General features: G+C 63.1%; 14 protein-coding genes and 1 pseudogene. 5 read left to right on the top strand and 10 right to left on the bottom strand.

Features of this window, described 5'->3' with window-relative positions:
- Window positions 1–56: 56 nt before the first annotated feature.
- From DQG15_RS14255 to cysQ, 3 genes are read right to left on the bottom strand one after another with little or no spacing between them, the layout of a single operon-like run.
- The gene (locus DQG15_RS14255; protein ID WP_157969006.1) at window positions 57–1,349 is read right to left on the bottom strand and encodes a glycosyltransferase family 2 protein; all 1,293 of its coding nucleotides are present in this window, start codon (window positions 1,347–1,349) and stop codon (window positions 57–59) included.
- Window positions 1,346–2,137, bottom strand: a complete 792-nt coding sequence (locus DQG15_RS14250; RefSeq protein ID WP_116086234.1) for a 3-deoxy-manno-octulosonate cytidylyltransferase — start codon at window positions 2,135–2,137, stop codon at window positions 1,346–1,348. The genes DQG15_RS14255 and DQG15_RS14250 overlap by 4 nt, the downstream gene beginning before the upstream one ends.
- Entirely contained in the window at window positions 2,134–2,946 is an 813-nt protein-coding gene (gene cysQ, locus DQG15_RS14245) for a 3'(2'),5'-bisphosphate nucleotidase CysQ (RefSeq protein WP_116086394.1), read from the bottom strand. The genes DQG15_RS14250 and cysQ overlap by 4 nt, the downstream gene beginning before the upstream one ends.
- A 158-nt stretch (window positions 2,947–3,104) precedes the next feature.
- On the opposite strand from cysQ, the gene DQG15_RS14240 reads away from it, so the two are divergent.
- Together DQG15_RS14240 and DQG15_RS14235 are read left to right on the top strand one after the other, a co-directional pair.
- A complete protein-coding gene (locus DQG15_RS14240; protein ID WP_116086392.1) occupies window positions 3,105–3,929 on the top strand; it encodes an ABC transporter permease in 825 nt (274 codons plus the stop codon).
- Window positions 3,926–4,513, top strand: coding sequence for a COG3650 family protein (locus DQG15_RS14235; RefSeq protein WP_116086232.1), 588 nt, complete (start codon window positions 3,926–3,928; stop codon window positions 4,511–4,513). The genes DQG15_RS14240 and DQG15_RS14235 overlap by 4 nt, the downstream gene beginning before the upstream one ends.
- Here DQG15_RS14235 and DQG15_RS14230 read toward each other — a convergent pair.
- A complete protein-coding gene (locus tag DQG15_RS14230) occupies window positions 4,510–5,136 on the bottom strand; it encodes an alpha-ketoglutarate-dependent dioxygenase AlkB (RefSeq protein WP_116086230.1) in 627 nt (208 codons plus the stop codon). The two genes, DQG15_RS14235 and DQG15_RS14230, sit on opposite strands and share 4 nt — an antisense overlap.
- A gap of 169 nt (window positions 5,137–5,305) precedes the next feature.
- Here DQG15_RS14230 and dnaK point away from each other — a divergent pair, with 169 nt between their 5' ends.
- From dnaK to radC, 3 genes are all read left to right on the top strand, one after another.
- Window positions 5,306–7,231 carry a molecular chaperone DnaK gene (dnaK, locus tag DQG15_RS14225; RefSeq protein ID WP_116086228.1) on the top strand — a complete coding sequence of 642 codons (1,926 nt, stop codon included), beginning with the start codon at window positions 5,306–5,308 and terminating at the stop codon, window positions 7,229–7,231.
- 83 nt (window positions 7,232–7,314) lie between these two features.
- Window positions 7,315–8,475, top strand: coding sequence for a molecular chaperone DnaJ (dnaJ, locus tag DQG15_RS14220; protein ID WP_116086390.1), 1,161 nt, complete (start codon window positions 7,315–7,317; stop codon window positions 8,473–8,475).
- Between the two features lie 73 nt (window positions 8,476–8,548).
- Window positions 8,549–9,355, top strand: a complete 807-nt coding sequence (gene radC, locus DQG15_RS14215; protein WP_116086226.1) for a DNA repair protein RadC — start codon at window positions 8,549–8,551, stop codon at window positions 9,353–9,355.
- A gap of 3 nt (window positions 9,356–9,358) precedes the next feature.
- Here radC and DQG15_RS14210 read toward each other — a convergent pair whose 3' ends face one another.
- The 6 genes and pseudogenes from DQG15_RS14210 to secA all read right to left on the bottom strand — a co-directional run bounded on the left by DQG15_RS14210 (window position 9,359) and on the right by secA (window position 17,417).
- Window positions 9,359–10,252 carry a hypothetical protein gene (locus DQG15_RS14210; RefSeq protein ID WP_116086224.1) on the bottom strand — a complete coding sequence of 298 codons (894 nt, stop codon included), beginning with the start codon at window positions 10,250–10,252 and terminating at the stop codon, window positions 9,359–9,361.
- 233 nt (window positions 10,253–10,485) lie between these two features.
- Window positions 10,486–10,671, bottom strand: a complete 186-nt coding sequence (locus DQG15_RS18240; protein WP_157969005.1) for a hypothetical protein — start codon at window positions 10,669–10,671, stop codon at window positions 10,486–10,488.
- Between the two features lie 298 nt (window positions 10,672–10,969).
- Window positions 10,970–12,832 carry an acyltransferase family protein gene (locus tag DQG15_RS14205; protein ID WP_116086222.1) on the bottom strand — a complete coding sequence of 621 codons (1,863 nt, stop codon included), beginning with the start codon at window positions 12,830–12,832 and terminating at the stop codon, window positions 10,970–10,972.
- A 54-nt stretch (window positions 12,833–12,886) separates the two neighbouring features.
- Window positions 12,887–13,186, bottom strand: coding sequence for a hypothetical protein (locus DQG15_RS18235; RefSeq protein ID WP_157969004.1), 300 nt, complete (start codon window positions 13,184–13,186; stop codon window positions 12,887–12,889).
- Window positions 13,187–13,521: 335 nt separating this feature from the next.
- Window positions 13,522–14,499, bottom strand: a pseudogene (locus DQG15_RS14200) (IS5 family transposase).
- A gap of 164 nt (window positions 14,500–14,663) precedes the next feature.
- Window positions 14,664–17,417: a preprotein translocase subunit SecA gene (gene secA / locus DQG15_RS14195; protein WP_116086220.1), complete on the bottom strand. Its 2,754-nt coding sequence runs from the start codon at window positions 17,415–17,417 to the stop codon at window positions 14,664–14,666.
- Window positions 17,418–17,472: the final 55 nt, after the last annotated feature.

Below are 17,472 nucleotides of genomic sequence, written 5' to 3'. Positions count from 1 at the left end.
TACCTCGTTTCGGTCGGCGCCGGACAGTGCGACCGGCGACCGGTCAATGCCCCATTCTAGGCCCTTGTTCCGACAGTGTCTTGCGATTTCAATGAAATGCGCCGCAATGCGGCATCCCCGGCCGATGTCGGCGCCCCCCGCACGGCCTCGGTTCGGGCCACCTCGGCGGAGAGTCTCTCCGGGAAGCTGACGAGGCGGAACCGCGGTGTGTCCCTGTCGGAGCGTCCGAAGAGGCCCCCGCGCTGCAGCCAGATCCCGGGCAGGACGAAACGCACGGAATGCGGTCGCCCCGTGGGAGAGAAAACGTAGAGCGACACGGTGCCGCCGGCCTTCGCCGCCTCCTTCGCCTTGGCCATCAGTGCCCGGATCTGCCACGTGCGTCCGGCGAGGACGGTATGGGACTGGGGGGTCGGCGGCAGCGGGCTGAATGGCGGTGGGGCGTTCATCCGGCTGGCGCGAAGCGTGGGAGCGGGGCTCTCCGCCGGTTCGGCCGCGCCCCGGTCGAACGTCTCCAGAAGCGCGGCGACATCCCGGCGTCTCAGTCGGCGCGCGGCGACATGTGCCTTCAGACGGCTCTCCTGAAGGGCGCGGTGCGCGGCGAGGGCGCCCTCCCGCTCCTTCGGCTCGCAGTGCCGCGCGAGAAACGCGGCGACGCTGGCCCCGACGGGGCCGAGGTCCGTCGGGGCGCGGCTTGGCTTGCGCGTGGCGTTCGCGGCGACGGCGTGATGCACCACGGCGTCCTTCGCGATGGCGGTGTAGGCGCCCAGGCGGGCGAGCCGATGGTTCACGTCCGTCTCGTCGAGATAGTAGCGGAAGGCCGGGTCGAACCCTCCGATGGCGACGAGATCCGCGCGGCGGAAGGCGCAGTTGGTGCCGACCGTCTTCACCGCCGAGCCGTCCGAGCCGGGACCGAAGAGCAGACCATCCTTGAGCGGCAGGTCCATCCCGTCCCGGCCCACGCGGACCGGCGTCCATTGCGGGGAAATGCCGTTCCGCCCCAGAACGGGCCCGGTGGCGCAGCTCACGCGCGGATCGGCAAAGGGGGCGGCGAGGCGCTCGGCCCAGAGCGGTTCGGCCACAGCATCGTCGTCGATGAAGGCGACCACCTCGCCCGCGGCAAGGGCAAGACCGGTATTCCGGGCCTCCGAGATATTCGCGACGTCGAACCGGGCGAGCTTGATCCGGCCGCGCAGATGCTCGACCGACGGCTCGCCCGCTGGGTCGGTGACGACGACCAGTTCGAGCGCGCCATGGGTCTGCCGCGCGAGGCTCTCGACGCAGAGGCGCAGGTGCTCCGGCCTCTGACGGCTGACGACGATGACGGAGAGTGTGGGCGGACCCGCGATCACTCCATCCCCATCGTGGCCATCATTTCCTCGAGGCGGGTCACGTCGGAGGGGTTGTTCAGTTCCCAGAACTGGCGCCCCCGCGTCTCCACCTCGACGCAGCTCATGGAGCGGCCGTTTTCGAGGAAGCGGAGCTGTTCCAGCCCCTCGGTGCGCTCGAGCGGGCCGATGTCCCAGCGGGGATAATCGGCGAGTGCCTCGGGCCGGTAGGCGTAGAGACCGACATGATGAAAGACCGCCGCGGCCTTCTCGGTGTCGGCGGTGTAGGGGATCACTTCCTTGGAAAAGTAGAGCGCGCGGTGATCGCGGTCGAAGATGGCGGTGGTTCCTCCGACGCGGCCAGCCTGCCTGTCCATCTTGAGCCCGTTCAGCGTTTCCGCATCGCAACGGATCACCGGGGTCGCGGCACCGGCATCCGGAGCGGCGCGCAGGCCTTCGATGGTCTCGGGAATGAACCAGCGTGGGGTCAGCGGTGCATCCCCCTGGAGGTTCACCACCATCTCGAAGCCGCCGCCGAGCGCATCGGACGCTTCGGCGCACCGCTCCGTCCCGTTGCGGCACTCGGAACTCGTCATCACCACCTCGGCGCCGAATCCCTCGGCGGCCTCGCGGATCTGATCGTCATCGGTGGCGACCACGACACGGGAGACGCCGTCGATCCCGCGGGCGGCCTCCCACGTGCGCTGAACGAGGGTCGCCTGCCGGCCGGATGCGCCGCGCAGGGGCACGAGCGGCTTTCCGGGATAGCGCTCGGAGGCGTAGCGGGCGGGGATGACGACGAGGACGCTCATTCCGCCGCACCTCCCGGGGCCGGCAGATCGACGCCGGGCGCATGGGCGATGAAGAACGGGTTCTCGTAGCCGGGCTTGCCGTAGGCGAAGGGGGCGTGGTCTTCGAAGCGGATCATCTCCCCGCCGGCGCCGCGCAGGACCGCGTCCCCCGCGGCCGTGTCCCACTCCATGGTGCGGCCGAGCCGGGGATAGAGGTCCGCCTCCCCCGCAGCGACGAGGCAGAACTTGAGGGAAGACCCGGCGCTCGTCATGTCCGCGACCGAGAACTTGCCGATATAGGCATCGGTTGCCGCATCGCGGTGGGACTTGGATGCGACGACGACGAGGGCGCCGTTGTCCGGCGCCTTGACGGAAAGGGGCTTGGTCTCACCGGCCTTGTCCAGAGCGTGATCGCCCGTCTCCTCGACCGCGCTGCCATCAGCCAGCGTGTAGAACAGGCGCTTCCGGGCCGGGGCGTAGACCACGCCGCGCACGGGAACGCCGTTCTCGACATAGGCGATGTTGACCGTGAAGTCGCCGCGGCGCTGGACGAACTCCTTCGTGCCGTCGAGCGGATCGACGATGAGGAAGGCCTCAGCGCTCTCGGTGTGGCTCTCGGCCTGCTCCTCGGTCACGACCAGCGTATCCGGGAAGGCCTCCGTCAGGCCGGCGGAGATCAGCGCGTCCGCCGCCTCGTCCGCTTCGGTGACCGGGCTCGCATCCGACTTGGAGCGCACCTCGAAATCGGGCGCGGCGTAGATCTCCATGATCCGGGCACCAGCCTGAAGCGCGAGGCGTCGCATCACTGTGACGAGGCGGTCATGATCCAAGGCGCTCTCCAATCCGTTCGTTGACCCAAGGGGCGTGTGCTCCTTATCGTCAACGGCTAAAGGAACGGCAAGGAATTGGTCGTATTTCGTGCCAGGGGGCGCACCCTTCGTGCCGGGCGCGACGGCCGGACATGACGCCACGGGATCTCGAGATGACGATGCACAGCTCCTCGGACCGGCCGCCCTCGGCGCTCCACTCCGCCCTGGTGCTGTGGGAGCTGACCTATCACTCCATAGTCCGCACGCTTCGCAAGGAGCATGGCAACGCCGTCATCGGCCTTGCGCTGAACGTGATGCAGACGGTGATCTTCGTCGGTGCGTTCTACTTCATGTTCACCGTCCTTGGCATGAAGAGCTCGGCGATCCGGGGCGATTTCCTGCTCTACATCATGTCCGGGATCTTCCTCTACATGACGCACACGAAGGCGATGAGCGCCGTCGCCTCGTCCGAAGGGCCGGCGTCCCCGATGATGAAGCACGCGCCCATGAACACGGTGATCTCGATCTCCGCCGCGGCGCTGACCTCGCTCTACATCCAGGTTCTGTCGATGGCGGTGGTCCTCGGCTTCTACCACATCGCGATGAACCCGATCACGATCGACGATCCGATCGGCGCCATGGCGATGGTCCTTCTGGCGTGGTTCTCGGGCGTCGCCGTCGGGATGGTGCTTCTCGCGATCCGGCCCTGGTTTCCGGGCTTCGTGAAACTGATGACGACGATCTATTCCCGCGCCAACATGATCGCATCGGGCAAGATGTTCGTGGCGAACCAGCTGCCGGGATACATGCTGGCGATGTTCACGTGGAACCCGATCTTCCACATCATCGACCAGTCCCGCGGGTTCGTCTTCATCAACTACAACCCGCATTACTCGAACACGACATATCCGCTCGTCGTGTCCCTGATCCTCATCTTCATCGGCCTTCTGGGTGAATTCTACACCCGGCGAAACGCCTCGCTGAGCTGGCAGGCGAAACGATGATGCGGGCCGCGGCGGCCCTCTTCATGCTGCTGGTCGCTTCGGCGGCGAGCGCGCAGGGCGACCTGCCGGCACTCTACGATGTCAGTGGCGTCGCGTCGGACGATGTTCTCAACGTGCGGGCGGGGCCCGAGGCGTCCGCGCCCCTGGTGGCCACCCTTGCGCCGGACGAGACGGGTGTGGAGATCGTGCGCCGCTCAGGCGGATGGGGCCTTGTGTCCCTTCCCGAGACGCGGGGATGGGCGTCGCTCGACTATCTTGCGCGGCAGCCGGGACAGGGAGAGGGATTCCCGATGCCGCAGCGCTGCTCGGGGACGGAGCCGTTCTGGTCACTGGCGTTGGGCGAGAGGCCCGTCTTCGCGGTGCCGGAGCGCGAAACGCCGTTGCACGGCCACGTCGAGGCGACTGCGGGGGATGCGGCTCTCCTCGAGTTCGGTGGGCCGGGCGCGGGGTTCGACGTCCTCCTGGAGCGGCAGGAATGTTCGGACGGCATGAGCGACCGGGCGTACGGCATCCGCGCGGCTCTCATCGGGACCATGCCGGGCGCAGACGCCTATCTTCGCGGCTGCTGCACGCTCAGGCCCTAGGCGCCGGCCACCCGCAACGTCAGGTTCAGCCGTCCGCCCCCGGCCAGCAGGGTCGAGCTGCCCGCCCGGATCCGGTCGATCCCGTGGTGGAGCATCCGGCCCTCTCCGCCCAGCACGGCCACGTCTCCCGAGCGCAGCCAAAGCGACTGGGTCCTGCCGCCGCGCTCCTCGTTGCCGATGCGGAACAGCGCCTCGTCTCCGAGGCTGACCGAGACGACGGGCCAGCGCAGATCCGCCTCGTCCCGGTCCTGGTGCATCCCCATCTTCGCATCCGCATCGTAGAAATTGACGAGACAGGTGTCCGGCTGGCGGTCCACGCCGGCCACCTCGTCCCAGATCGCGAGAACGGACCGGGGAATGGCGGGCCAGGGCACGCCTGCGGGATGTTGCGGCTCGTAGCGATAGCCCCGCCTGTCGCTGACCCAGCCCACGGATCCTGCCGACGTCATGCGCACGCTCATCTTCTGCCCGCGCCGCGTCTCGGGCCTGAAAAGCGGTGCCGCCTCGACGAGCGTCCTTACATCGCGAACCAGCGCCTCCTGTGCGGCGTGGTCCAGAAGGCCGGGGTGCACGATCACCCCGCGAATGTCCCGCGGCGGGGCAGCTTCGCCGAAAAGATCCACGATTGACCTCCAGATCGGTCGGGGAGGGGGCGTTGCAGCCCCAAAGCGCCCTCCCTATATACGCTCCGTCGCCGCGACGGGGAACCGGAGGGGCGGACAGGGATCGGGGGCGGGTGCCTCCAAGAGGGCCCGCGCCCACGAAATCGCCGAAGAGAAGAGGTAGAAATACATGGCCAAAGTCATCGGGATCGACCTGGGGACCACCAACAGCTGCATCGCCATCATGGACGGTGCGCAGCCCAAGGTCGTGGAAAACGTCGAAGGCGCACGGACGACCCCGTCCATCGTCGCCTTCACCGAGGAAGAGCGTCTGGTCGGCCAATCCGCGAAGCGGCAGGCCGTGACCAACCCGACCAACACGATCTTCGCCGTCAAGCGCCTGATCGGGCGTCGTTTCGACGACGAGGATATCGCGAAGGACAAGAAGAACCTGCCGTACGACGTGGTCGACGGCGGTAACGGCGACGCGTGGGTCGAATCCCGCGGCGAGCGCTATTCCCCCAGCCAGATCAGTGCCTTCATCCTGCAGAAGATGAAGGAGACCGCCGAGTCCTATCTCGGCGAGGAAGTGACCCAGGCCGTCATCACCGTCCCGGCCTACTTCAACGACCAGCAGCGTCAGGCGACGAAGGACGCGGGCAAGATCGCCGGCCTCGAGGTCCTGCGCATCATCAACGAGCCGACGGCGGCCGCGCTGGCCTACGGTCTCGACAAGAAGGAATCCAAGACGATCGCGGTCTATGACCTCGGCGGCGGTACCTTCGACATCACGATCCTCGAGATCGACGACGGCCTCTTCGAGGTGAAGTCCACCAACGGGGACACGTTCCTCGGCGGCGAAGACTTCGACATGAAGATCGTCAACTACCTCGCCGACGAGTTCAGGAAAGAGAACGGCGTCGACCTGACGAAGGACAAGATGGCCCTCCAGCGGCTCAAGGAAGCCGCGGAAAAGGCCAAGATCGAGCTGTCCTCCAGCCAGCAGACCGAGATCAACCAGCCGTTCATCTCGATGGACCCCAAGGGCGGCCAGCCGCTTCACATGGTCATGAAACTGACGCGTGCGAAGCTGGAGAGCCTCGTGGGCGATCTGATCAAGGCCTCCATCGGGCCCTGCAAGGCGGCGCTCAAGGATGCCGGCATGTCCACCGGCGAGATCGACGAGGTCGTCCTCGTCGGCGGCATGACGCGGATGCCCCGCGTCGTCGAGGAAGTGACGAAGTTCTTCGGCAAGGAGCCCCACAAGGGCGTGAACCCCGACGAGGTCGTGGCGCTCGGTGCGGCGATCCAGGCCGGTGTCCTGCAGGGTGACGTGAAGGACGTGGTCCTGCTCGACGTGACCCCGCTTTCCTTGGGCATCGAGACCCTGGGCGGCGTGTTCACCCGGCTGATCGATCGCAACACCACGATCCCGACCAAGAAGAGCCAGGTCTTCTCGACCGCCGAGGACAACCAGGGCGCCGTGACGATCCGGGTCTTCCAGGGCGAGCGCGAGATGGCTGCGGACAACAAGATGCTCGGCCAGTTCAATCTTGAGGACATCCCGCCCGCGCCGCGCGGCATGCCGCAGATCGAGGTGACCTTCGACATCGACGCCAACGGCATCGTCTCGGTGTCGGCCAAGGACAAGGGCACCGGCCGCGAGCAGAAGATCACGATCCAGGCGTCCGGCGGTCTCTCCGACGACGAGATCCAGAACATGGTCAAGGAGGCCGAGGAGAACGCCGAAGCCGACAAGGGCCGCCGCGAACTCGTCGAGACGAAGAACCAGGGCGAGAGCCTCGTGCACTCCACGAAGAAGTCCCTTGAGGAGCATGGCGACAAGGTCGACCAGTCCACCGTCGAGGCGATTGAACTGGCGATGCAACCTCTCGAGGAGGCCCTTCAGAGCGAGGACGTCGGCAAGATCAAGTCCGGCATCCAGAACCTGACCGAGGCCGCGATGAAGCTCGGCGAGGCGATCTACAAGTCCGAGCAGGAAAAGGCGGGCGGCGGCGATGATTCGTCCGACGGGGAGGAAAACCCCCGCAACGTGGACGAGGACATCGTCGACGCCGACTTCGAGGATCTGGGCGAAGACAAGCGCAACTCGTGAGCGCCGGTCCGTCCTGACCTTTCTCTGGACCGGCCCGATCCCGGGCCGGTCCTCGTCTTTTTCGTGTGACAAGGTACATGCCGATGGCCAAACGCGATTTCTATGAAGTTCTCGGCGTTGCCCGCGGTGCCGATGCCGATGAACTCAAGAAAGCCTATCGCCGCAAGGCGAAGGAGCTTCACCCCGACCGCAACTCCGACAATCCCGATGCCGAGGCCCAGTTCAAGGAAGTGAACGAGGCCTACGACGCGCTGAAGGATCCCGAACGCAAGGCGGCCTATGATCGCTTCGGTCACGCCGCCTTCGAAGGTGGCATGGGCGGCGGGCGCCCCGGCGGCGCGCGCGGCGGCTTCGGGCAGCAGGGCGACTTCGCCTCCGCCTTCTCCGACGTGTTCGATGATCTCTTCGGCGATTTCATGGGCGGGCGTGGCGGCGCCGGCGGACGGCAGCGCGCGGCGCGTGGCTCCGACCTGCGCTACAATCTGCAGATCCCGCTCGAGGACGCGTTCACCGGCTCCCAGAAGCAGATCCAGGTTCCGACCGCGGTGGCCTGCGGCTCCTGCGGGGGCACCGGGGCCGAAGGCGGCGCCGAGCCCGTCACCTGCCCGACCTGCTCCGGCATGGGCAAGGTGCGCGCGCAGCAGGGCTTCTTCACCGTGGAGCGCGTCTGCCCGACCTGTTCCGGCGTGGGCCAGATCGTCAAGAACCCCTGTAATGAATGCGGTGGCGCGGGCCGGATCGAGAAGAACCGGTCGCTGTCCGTGAACATTCCCGCGGGCGTCGAGACCGGCACCCGCATCCGGCTCGCCGGAGAGGGGGAGGCGGGGCTGCGAGGCGGCCCGACCGGCGATCTCTACATCTTCATCGACGTGGCGGAGCATGACCTCTTCCAACGCGATGGAGCACATCTCTATTGCAGCGTTCCGGTCTCCGTCACCACGGCGGCCCTCGGCGGCGACATAGAGGTGCCGACGATCGACGGAGGACGCTCGCGCGTGAAGGTCCCGGCCGGCAGCCAGTCCGGGCGGCAGATGCGCCTGCGCTCCAAGGGGATGCCGGCCCTGCGCGGTGCCGGAACGGGTGACATGTTCATCGAGCTGTCCGTCGAGACGCCCGTCAGCCTCACGTCGCGCCAGAAGGAGCTTCTGCGGGAGTTCGAGAAGATCGGCGAGGAGGCGAACAACCCCAACTCGTCCAACTTCTTCCGCAAGGTGCGAAGCTTCTGGGATGGCATGAAGGGCTGATCCTGCGGATCAGTCTGTAGACGCCCGGTTCACTTTAATCGGGCGTTTACCACCGCGCTGGCACAAGGGTGCCATGAACGCGCTACACCTCTTCAGAGAGCTGTCCCCCGGCCTGTTCCGGGGCGCATCCGCCCAGGGTGCCCCCCGACGCCGGGAGGTCAGGTCAGACGCGCCCGTGCAGAACGACTGGTCCCCGCGCGGCGGACCTCCCTCCTACATCAAGGGGCATCGCAAGCGGCTGCGGGACCGGTTCCTGTCGGGCGGTGCGGCGGCGATGCCGGATTACGAACTGCTGGAGCTGCTGCTTTTTCGCACCATCCCCCGGCAGGACGTGAAACCCCTCGCCCGGCGCCTGCTTGACACGTTCGGAGACTTCAACCGCGTCCTCTCCGCGCCCGCACAGCGGCTGCGGGCGGTGGACGGGGTGGGGGACGCCATCGTGACGGACTTCAAGATCATAGAAGCCGCCGCCCACCGCATGGCGCGCTCGAAGGTCATGCAGCGGCCGATCCTGTCGGGCTGGACCGAGCTGATCGATTACTGTCACACCGCCATGGCGCACCGGGAGACGGAGCAGTTCCGCGTGCTCTACCTCGACCGCAAGAACGTCCTGATCGCCGACGAGGAGCAGGCCGAGGGGACGGTGGATCACGTTCCGGTCTATCCACGGGAGGTCGTGAAACGGGCGCTCGAGCTGAATGCGAGTGCTTTCATACTCGTCCACAATCACCCCTCTGGCGATCCGACCCCCTCCTCCGCGGATATCCAGATGACGGCCGCCATCGACGATGCAGCCCGGGCCCTCGGTCTCGTGCTGCATGACCATATCATCGTCGGAAAGGAGCGGGAGCTGAGCTTCCGGGCGGAGAGCTACCTCTGAGGGTCAGCCGGCCTCGGCGACCTCGCGCTCCGCCGCGTCCGTCACCGGCGCGGGGACAGGCATGACGAGCAGATCGCCCACCGCATCGCAGCCGGGCATGGTCAGCGTCACGCGGGCAGGCTCTGCTGCGTCTGCACCGTTATCCTTCAGAGCTGCGAGAGCGCTGAGCCGGCGGCCACAGCTTGCAAGCGTGATCTCCGCATCGATGGTGACCGCGGGCGCATCCTGTTCGGAGTAGGTGAACACCTGAAGGAGGGCGCCGCCGGGGATGCTAGCATCGCCCAGACGGATGACGCTCTGCCCGTCATCTCCGGACCGCAGGTCGATCTCGCTTCCCGACTGGAGCGCGATGCGGGCGGGGCCGGGGGTCTCGAGTGCGATCCGCGAGGTCGTGCGGGCGCCATCGGGAAGCATGAGGGCGAATGAGGCGTCCTGCGACAGGGCGGGAACTGCGAGGTCGAGCTCGCCCGCCTCGTCCAGCCGCACGGAAAAGGCGAGGCCGTCATGCTCGATGCTGGCGGCCGAATTGGGATAGCAGGGCGCGGAGATTGACAGGGACACGGTGTTCCCGTCGCCCGGCGCGAGGGCCAACGCAGCTTCGCAGTCCAGCCCGTAATCGTTGAGATCCGCACCCGGATCCGTCACGGCCATATTGGTGGTCGACGCCGACAGGCGCAGGCTCAGCAGGTCCGGCTCGGGCGCGTCGGGAAGGGAGGCCGTCCGCGGCTCCGAGGGCAGGGCGATTCCGCCATCTTCCGGCGCCGATGCTTCCGCCGGCCCCGCGCCGAACACATTCGGAAACGACCAGTCGGACCAGCCCGCGCGCGCCTCGTTCGCGACGCCCATGGACAGGGCGAGCGCGGTCGCGGCGATGAACGTGGTTCGGGCCTGTGTCATATCGTGCCTCCTCGTCCGCATGGCGGTTCGAGCCAGACAGATGGGCATGAAAGGCGGCAGGATCTTGACGCGCGTCAGGTCATTTGGCGCCTGACGCGCGCAGGGTGCCGTTCAGACCAGCTGGCCGAGGCAATGCTTGAAATCAAACGGATATTTTTTCCGCTTCGTTTACAACAGGTTAACGTTAAAAAAACACGCTGCCTGACAAATTCCTTACAAGCAAGTATCTGACCCTAAATCACTTTCTTATCGACAGCCTGCTTCCCGCAGCTCACCTGCTCATCTAGCAGCTTATCAAACTCGCCCGCCTCCACAGCTTCAACGAAAAGCTTCAGCACAGTTGGCAGTTTTCCTTCGCTGTTTACCACAATAGCATTCTTACCCTTTGCTAGCTCCAATGCCTTGCTGCCGTAACGCACGTCAGCAGCACAGTCCCGTCAGCTTTCACCGTCCACCAGCGCCGCACTCGCTTCGGCACAGTAACGCGTGTTCCCTGCCTTCAGCATCCTTGTGCCAAATCAACTTTGTTGGCTGAAAGGTGGTGTCAGTAGCGTACTTGATTTGTTCTGAAATCTTATCAACCATTTTGCGACGACGAGATAGTGTTGGCGATTGTGTGTCTCAGTTTGATATTGCGTCAGCGTCAGTGCGTTTAGTAGCGCCATAATAGTCTCCTTCGACTTACTCACATATTATGCTTTCAGAGGAAGCTGGCTGTCATTCGATTTGCTTAAAAATATGCACCGCAGCCAATTGCGCAGCCGCTACTGACATGTGATCATCATCAAAGTATAGCGGTATGCCATTTCTTATAGCGTAACATAATTCATGATCGCAAAAAACATCAGCCAAATCAACAATAGTTATTCCTTCCTCTAATAGGCTAAGAGAACTTAATACATCGCCATACTCCGCCTTCCAAACATCCCGAGACTTGGACGCGATTGAACCCAAAGTATTGCCAGACACAATAGCCCTCCTGATAAATGCATTTATGTCGTTAGGCAGTGTGGGAGCTTGCAGAATCAAGTATACATTTTTATCTAAGCGGTGCAGATGATTTGCAAGCTGAATCATGGATTCAGCTGCATCCAAGCCCGATGTCTCTGAGCGAAAGGCAAGGATAATGTTTTCGATATCCTCTGTTTGCGTTATGTACTCTAACCTGCTTCGAAAGAAATCGTCACAGTAGCTAACATCGCTGGAATCGAAACTTGCGGAGCAACCACTTATGGTGAAATGCCATACGCCTTCGCCCCGATTCTCCAAGAGCTGTGCAATGCCATAGGCAAGTTCAACTCCGTGGCTATTACCATAAACCGCCCAACTGGCTCCGGGGTTCTCAAAGTATCGGCACGATTCAGATGCGGAAAAGTAATCTTTACTTCCAAAATGGCAATCATCACGCAGTGGACTTGGCGCTGCCAAGTTCATCAACGCCCTGTCATCGACACTTAAGCGAGAAGGAAACCCAGCTGAGAAGTGTCCAGCAAATCCGGCTAAAATTAATGTAAGAATAGAAATGCTAGAAGTGCCAAACACACCCTTCCTGCTTAAACAACCCGTTCTTCCTCGAAATGGTGACTCCACGAAGCGGTAGGTAAAGTAGGCAAGCGGCAAACAGAGCAGCGAAAGTAAAAGCATCTGCTCATGCGTTGGCTCGAAGACGTTGTATTGCCGCCAAAATGCGAACAAGGGTTGGTGCCAAAGATACAGGCTGTAAGAGATAGTCCCAACGCCAACAAAAACTCTGAGTGACAGCAACGTGTGCGTTAAAGTGCCCTTAGTTGTAAACAGGATAACCAAACCTGTGCCGACAGATGGCACGAGGGCATACAGGCTTGGAAACGGAGTAGCTTCGTCAAACGCAAATATACTGTAGCATATTGCAGTCAAACCGATAGCGGACAGTGTGCTATTCAGCCTGTGTGGTGTACCGCCAGAACGTTTCTGCAAGTAAAATGCAGCAAGCGAACCTATCAGCAACTCCCATGCACGTGTTGGCAAGAGATAGAATGTAGCACTTGGCTCGTTATATGCGCCCCAGTGCGCCGTCATCAAGCTCACAAAGAATATAAAAATAAGTGCCCAAACGATAGCGCGGTTACCATAGCGCCATGCTGTCATCAAAAATAGTGGAAACAGAATATAAAACTGCTCCTCAACAGCTAAACTCCAGGTATGCAGCAATGGCTTTAACTCAGCGGCAGTCGCAAAGTAGCCGCTCTCACGCCAAAATAGTATGTTAGAAGAAAACGTTGCTACAGCCACGAGGCTTTGTGCAAAGTCCTCCATGTCGCTTGGCAACAGAAGGAGGCAAGCTGCGGGGATACAGCACAACACAACGAAGAAGAGCGCAGGCAGAATGCGCCGAGCGCGCCGCTCGTAGAAGCTGAGCAAGCTAAATTTGCCCTCGTCCATTTCATTTATGATGATAGTAGTGATAAGGTAACCACTTATCACGAAGAAGACATCAACACCTACAAAACCACCACTAAAAACTTCATAGCCTGCATGGAACAAGATTACTGGAACAACCGCAATCGCGCGCAGTCCATCAATCTCGCTACGATACTTCATATAAATTTCCGTAATGTTCTTTATCGTATAAGTTCTAGTTCTCTGCGTTGCTGCCTATGGGAAAATACCGACAGTAGCGTTATTAATCATTTTGTTAGCGTCCTTGACGTGCCGTGCAACGATGGCACTTACAACACGCCGCTGCTCTACTTCATCCAGCGGCACCTCATCAGCCCGCTCTCGCTGACAATAGTCCAGCCTTGCCAGCTTCGCCACGTACCAGTTCGAGATTTTTCGTCCCTTAGCAGCAGCGGTGTTGCGTATGTCGTACACGGCGAACGCCTTCTTCAGCGCCGGTGCCTTTACAGCCTTACCCAGCCTGTAGCGCGCCTGGCTGAACTTGGGGTTGCGCACTTACCGCCCACGCTTCAGCCCACCCATCTGTTTCCGCAAGATCATGTCGATGCCTGCGTCCAAGAGCTTGCGCTGGTGTGTTAAGGTTAACAGCTATCAGGACAGTGTCCTCGCTACCCACAGCTGCTGCTGCCTCGTCCTCGCTGTGTACAACGCTTACAGACGCTGTGCGCCGCGGTTCCGCGAACAGAAACTCGCCGCGCCGTTTGTTCGTTCGCACGCGCTCCGTCCACCAGCGCGTGAACGCGAGGTATTTGTCACCTTCGTAGCGTACGTCACCAAGGCTTTGTTGCGCAAAGGACGTGACGCCCGCACTCCCCTTTCCCAGGACGCACTTATCCCTTGGGCTCGGTGACAGGTATTCCGAGCGCGGTGTAGCCGTTCAACACGGCGGCGCGGACTTGGAGTTCTGCGACTTGGCGATCAAGGTCGCGCGCCATGAGGCTGCTGCCCCAGCAGCTTCACGCAAGGCATCTTCGTTTCGGCACGGCTTCGGCGGTGGTATCCACTCCACTTTCGCCAGATGGCGGGACCGAGGTATTTCGATGCGAGCAGCGCCTCGTTCCGCGCAATGCGCCTGCGGTCGAGGGCTTCCAGGGCTTGGCGTTCTTGCGGGGTGGTATAACAGCATCGGCACCGCGGTTGGCGACGGCTTCATGGCACTTGCGGGTGTCATAGGCGCCGTCGGCGGTGACCGATCCAATTTCGACGTCCCGCCGGGATCTGATCCAGCAACTCGGGAAGCATCGGCGCATCGCCGACATTGCTACCGGTGACTTCGATGGCTCGGATCTCCAGCGTGTGCTCGTCGATGCCGATGTGGATCTTGCGCCACAGGCGGCGTTTGGCACCACCATGTTTGCGCGCGTGCCACTCGCCTTCGCCTTCGCCTTCCGCCTTGATGCCTGTGCTGTCGATCAGCAGGTTCAGTGGGGCCTGCGAGCCACGGTAGGGAATGCCCACGGCCATGGTCTTCTGGCGCATACTGAGCGTGCTGAAATTCGGCACGCTCCAGTCGAGACCGATCAGACGCAAAAGGCTCTCGACGAAACCTGTTGTCTGCCGGAGCGGCATGCCGAACAGCACCTTCATCGTCGGGCAGGTCTGGATCGCGGTGTCGCTATACTGCGGCTGACGGCCTTGCTTGCCTGTGGGCGGCGGCACCCAGATCATATCCGGATCAAACCAGATCGTCAGCGAACCCCGCTGCTTCAGCGCGTACGCCGGTGGGCTCGAACCAGTGGCGCCTTCACCGGCTTACTGTAGGACGGCCAGTTCTTGGTTTTGTAGCTCGGCGGGAAAGGTCTGCTCATACCGAGCAAGCTACCACGCTGGATTCACGAGATGAATCCTACATCCGCCTTTGCGCAACAGGGCCTGACAAATGCCTAACATCCATGCCAAAATCACGCTTTGACTAACATTCGCATAACAAAAATGGCTTAGCAAGAAAATGCTAAGCCATTGTTTTCAATAGTTAAGCTAGGCGCCCGTGGCAATGCTTGAACTTCTCGCCCGACCCGCAGGGGCAGGGGTCGTTCCGGGACGGGTTGCCCCAGGTCGAGCTGTCGGTCTCGTCGAAACCGGCTTTCGCCGTCGTCTCGGCGGGACGGGGCTCCGCGCCCGCGGCGACGGTGCCGGGCGCGGCCTCGGCTTCCGCTTCGGCGCGGGTCTCGGCCGGGGCGGCCTCCTCCCGTTTCGCACGTTGCTGGGCGACCATCTGGCGGAGCATGTCCTGCTGCTCCTCCTGCGAGATCGGCCGGATATGGGCGAGCTTCTTCGTGACGTCCGTCCGCAGCGAGTCGAGCATGGATTCGAAGAGCTGGAAACCCTCGGTCTTGTACTCGTTCAGCGGATCGCGCTGCGCGTAGCCACGGAAGCCGACGACCGACCGCAAATGTTCCAGCGTCAGAAGGTGCTCGCGCCACTTCGCATCGATGGTCTGGAGCAGGATCTGCTTCTCGATGGAGCGCATGGTGTCCTGACCGAAGATCTCGGCCTTTTCCGCCATCATCTTGTCGGACGCCTCGTCGAGGCGATCGCGGATGTCCTCGTCCGCCACGCCTTCCTCGGCGGCCCAGGCGCTGATGGGCACATCGAGGCCCAGAAGCTCCTTCGCCTGAGCTTCGAGGCCGTCGGTATCCCACTGGTCGGCGTAGGATTTGGGCGGCATGTGCTCCGCCACGAGGTCGTCGATGACCTGGTGGCGCATGTCGCCCACGATCTCCGCGAGGTCGGCCGATTCCATGATCTCGCGACGCTGGCTGAAGATCACCTTGCGCTGATCGTTCATCACGTCGTCGAACTTGAGGAGCTGCTTGCGGATATCGAAGTTGCGGCCCTCGACCTTCGCCTGGGCGCGCTCGAGGCTCTTGTTCACCCAGGGGTGAACGATGGCCTCGCCCTCCTTCATTCCGAGCGTGGACAGGACCTTGTCCAGTCGCTCGGAGCCGAAGATCCGCATCAGGTCGTCCTCGAGGGAGAGGAAGAAGGAGGAGCGTCCAGGGTCGCCCTGACGGCCCGAGCGGCCGCGAAGCTGGTTGTCGATCCGACGGCTTTCGTGGCGCTCGGTGGCGAGGACGAAGAGGCCGCCCGCTTCCAGCACCTTGTCCTTCTCGCCGCGATGCTGGGCCTCGATCCGGGCGCGGACCTCTTCGGGATCAGCCTGGGGATCGTCCGCGAGCGCTTCGAGCACCTTCATGTCGACGTTGCCGCCGAGCTGGATGTCCGTGCCGCGGCCGGCCATGTTGGTGGCGATGGTCACTGCGCCGAGCTTGCCGGCATCGGCGACGATCTGCGCCTCCTGCTCATGCTGCCGGGCATTCAGGACGTTGTGGCGGATGTCCTCCTTCTTGAGCATCTCGGAAAGCATTTCCGATTTCTCGATGGAGGTGGTGCCGACGAGGACCGGCTGGCGCCGCTCGTAGGCTTCCTTGATGGTCTGGACCACGGCGGCGTATTTCTCACCCGCCGTGCGGTAGACCGCGTCGTGTTCGTCCTCCCGGGCGATCGGCCGGTTCGTCGGAACCTCGACCACACCGAGCTTGTAGATCTCGGCGAATTCGTCGGCCTCGGTGAGCGCGGTGCCGGTCATGCCGCCGAGCTTGTCGTAGAGGCGGAAGTAGTTCTGGAAGGTGACCGAGGCGAGGGTCACGTTCTCGGGCTTGATCTCCACGCCTTCCTTGGCCTCGATCGCCTGGTGCAGGCCGTCGGACAGGCGCCGGCCGGCCATCATGCGGCCGGTGAACTCGTCGATCAGCACGATGTCGCCATCGCGGACGATGTAGTCCTTGTCCCGCTGGAACAGCTTGTGCGCCTTCAGACCCTGGTTGACGTGGTGGACGACGGTGGTGCTTTCGGGATCGTAGAGGCTCTGGCCTTCCGGCAGGATCCCGGCGGCGAGGAGCCGCTGTTCCAGGAACTCGTTGCCCTCGTCGGTGAAGGTGACGTTCCGCGTCTTCTCGTCGAGGGTGAAGTGCTCGTCCGTCAGCTCCGGGACGATCTGGTCCACCGAGCGGTAGAGGTCCGAGCGGTCCTGGGAGGGACCGGAGATGATCAGCGGCGTGCGGGCCTCGTCGATCAGGATGGAGTCGACCTCGTCCACGATGGCGAAGTTGTGCCCGCGCTGCGCCATGTCCTTCAGCTCGGACTTCATGTTGTCCCGGAGGTAGTCGAAGCCGAGCTCGTTGTTCGTGGCGTAGGTGATGTCCGCGGCATAGGCCTGCCGCTTTTCCTCTTCGGGCTGCTGGGGATAGACGACGCCAGTCGTCAGGCCGAGCATGCCGTAGACCTTGCTCATCCACTCCGCATCGCGCTTCGCAAGGTAGTCGTTCACCGTGACGATGTGGACGCCCTTGCCGCTCAGAGCGTTCAGGTAGGCCGGGAAGGTGGCGACGAGCGTCTTGCCCTCGCCCGTCTTCATCTCGGCAATGTTACCCTGGTGCATGAAGAGGCCGCCGAGGAGCTGCACGTCGAACGCGCGGAGGCCGAGGGCCCGCTTGCCCGCCTCCCGGCAGTTGGCGAAGGCTTCGGGGAGAAGGTCATCGAGGCTTTCGCCGTTGCGAGCGCGCTCTGCAAGGGCTCCGGTGCGGGCCTTGAGGTCCTCGTCGGACAGGGCCTCGAACTCGGGCTCCAGATCGTTGATCTTCGCGATGATAGGCCGCGACGCCTTGACCTTGCGGTCATTGGCCGTGCCGAAAACCTTCTTCGCGATCGAGCCGATACCCATCATGTGCGCTCCCGCCTGTGCTTCTGGTCGGCGGGACGGTTGCCCGCCTCTACGCGCG

The organism is Tropicimonas sp. IMCC34011 (genome assembly GCF_003390865.1).
In the GTDB taxonomy this organism is placed as follows: domain Bacteria; phylum Pseudomonadota; class Alphaproteobacteria; order Rhodobacterales; family Rhodobacteraceae; genus Tropicimonas_B.
Note: the sequence above shows the minus strand (reverse complement) of the source record. Positions and strands in the feature narration are given on the sequence as shown.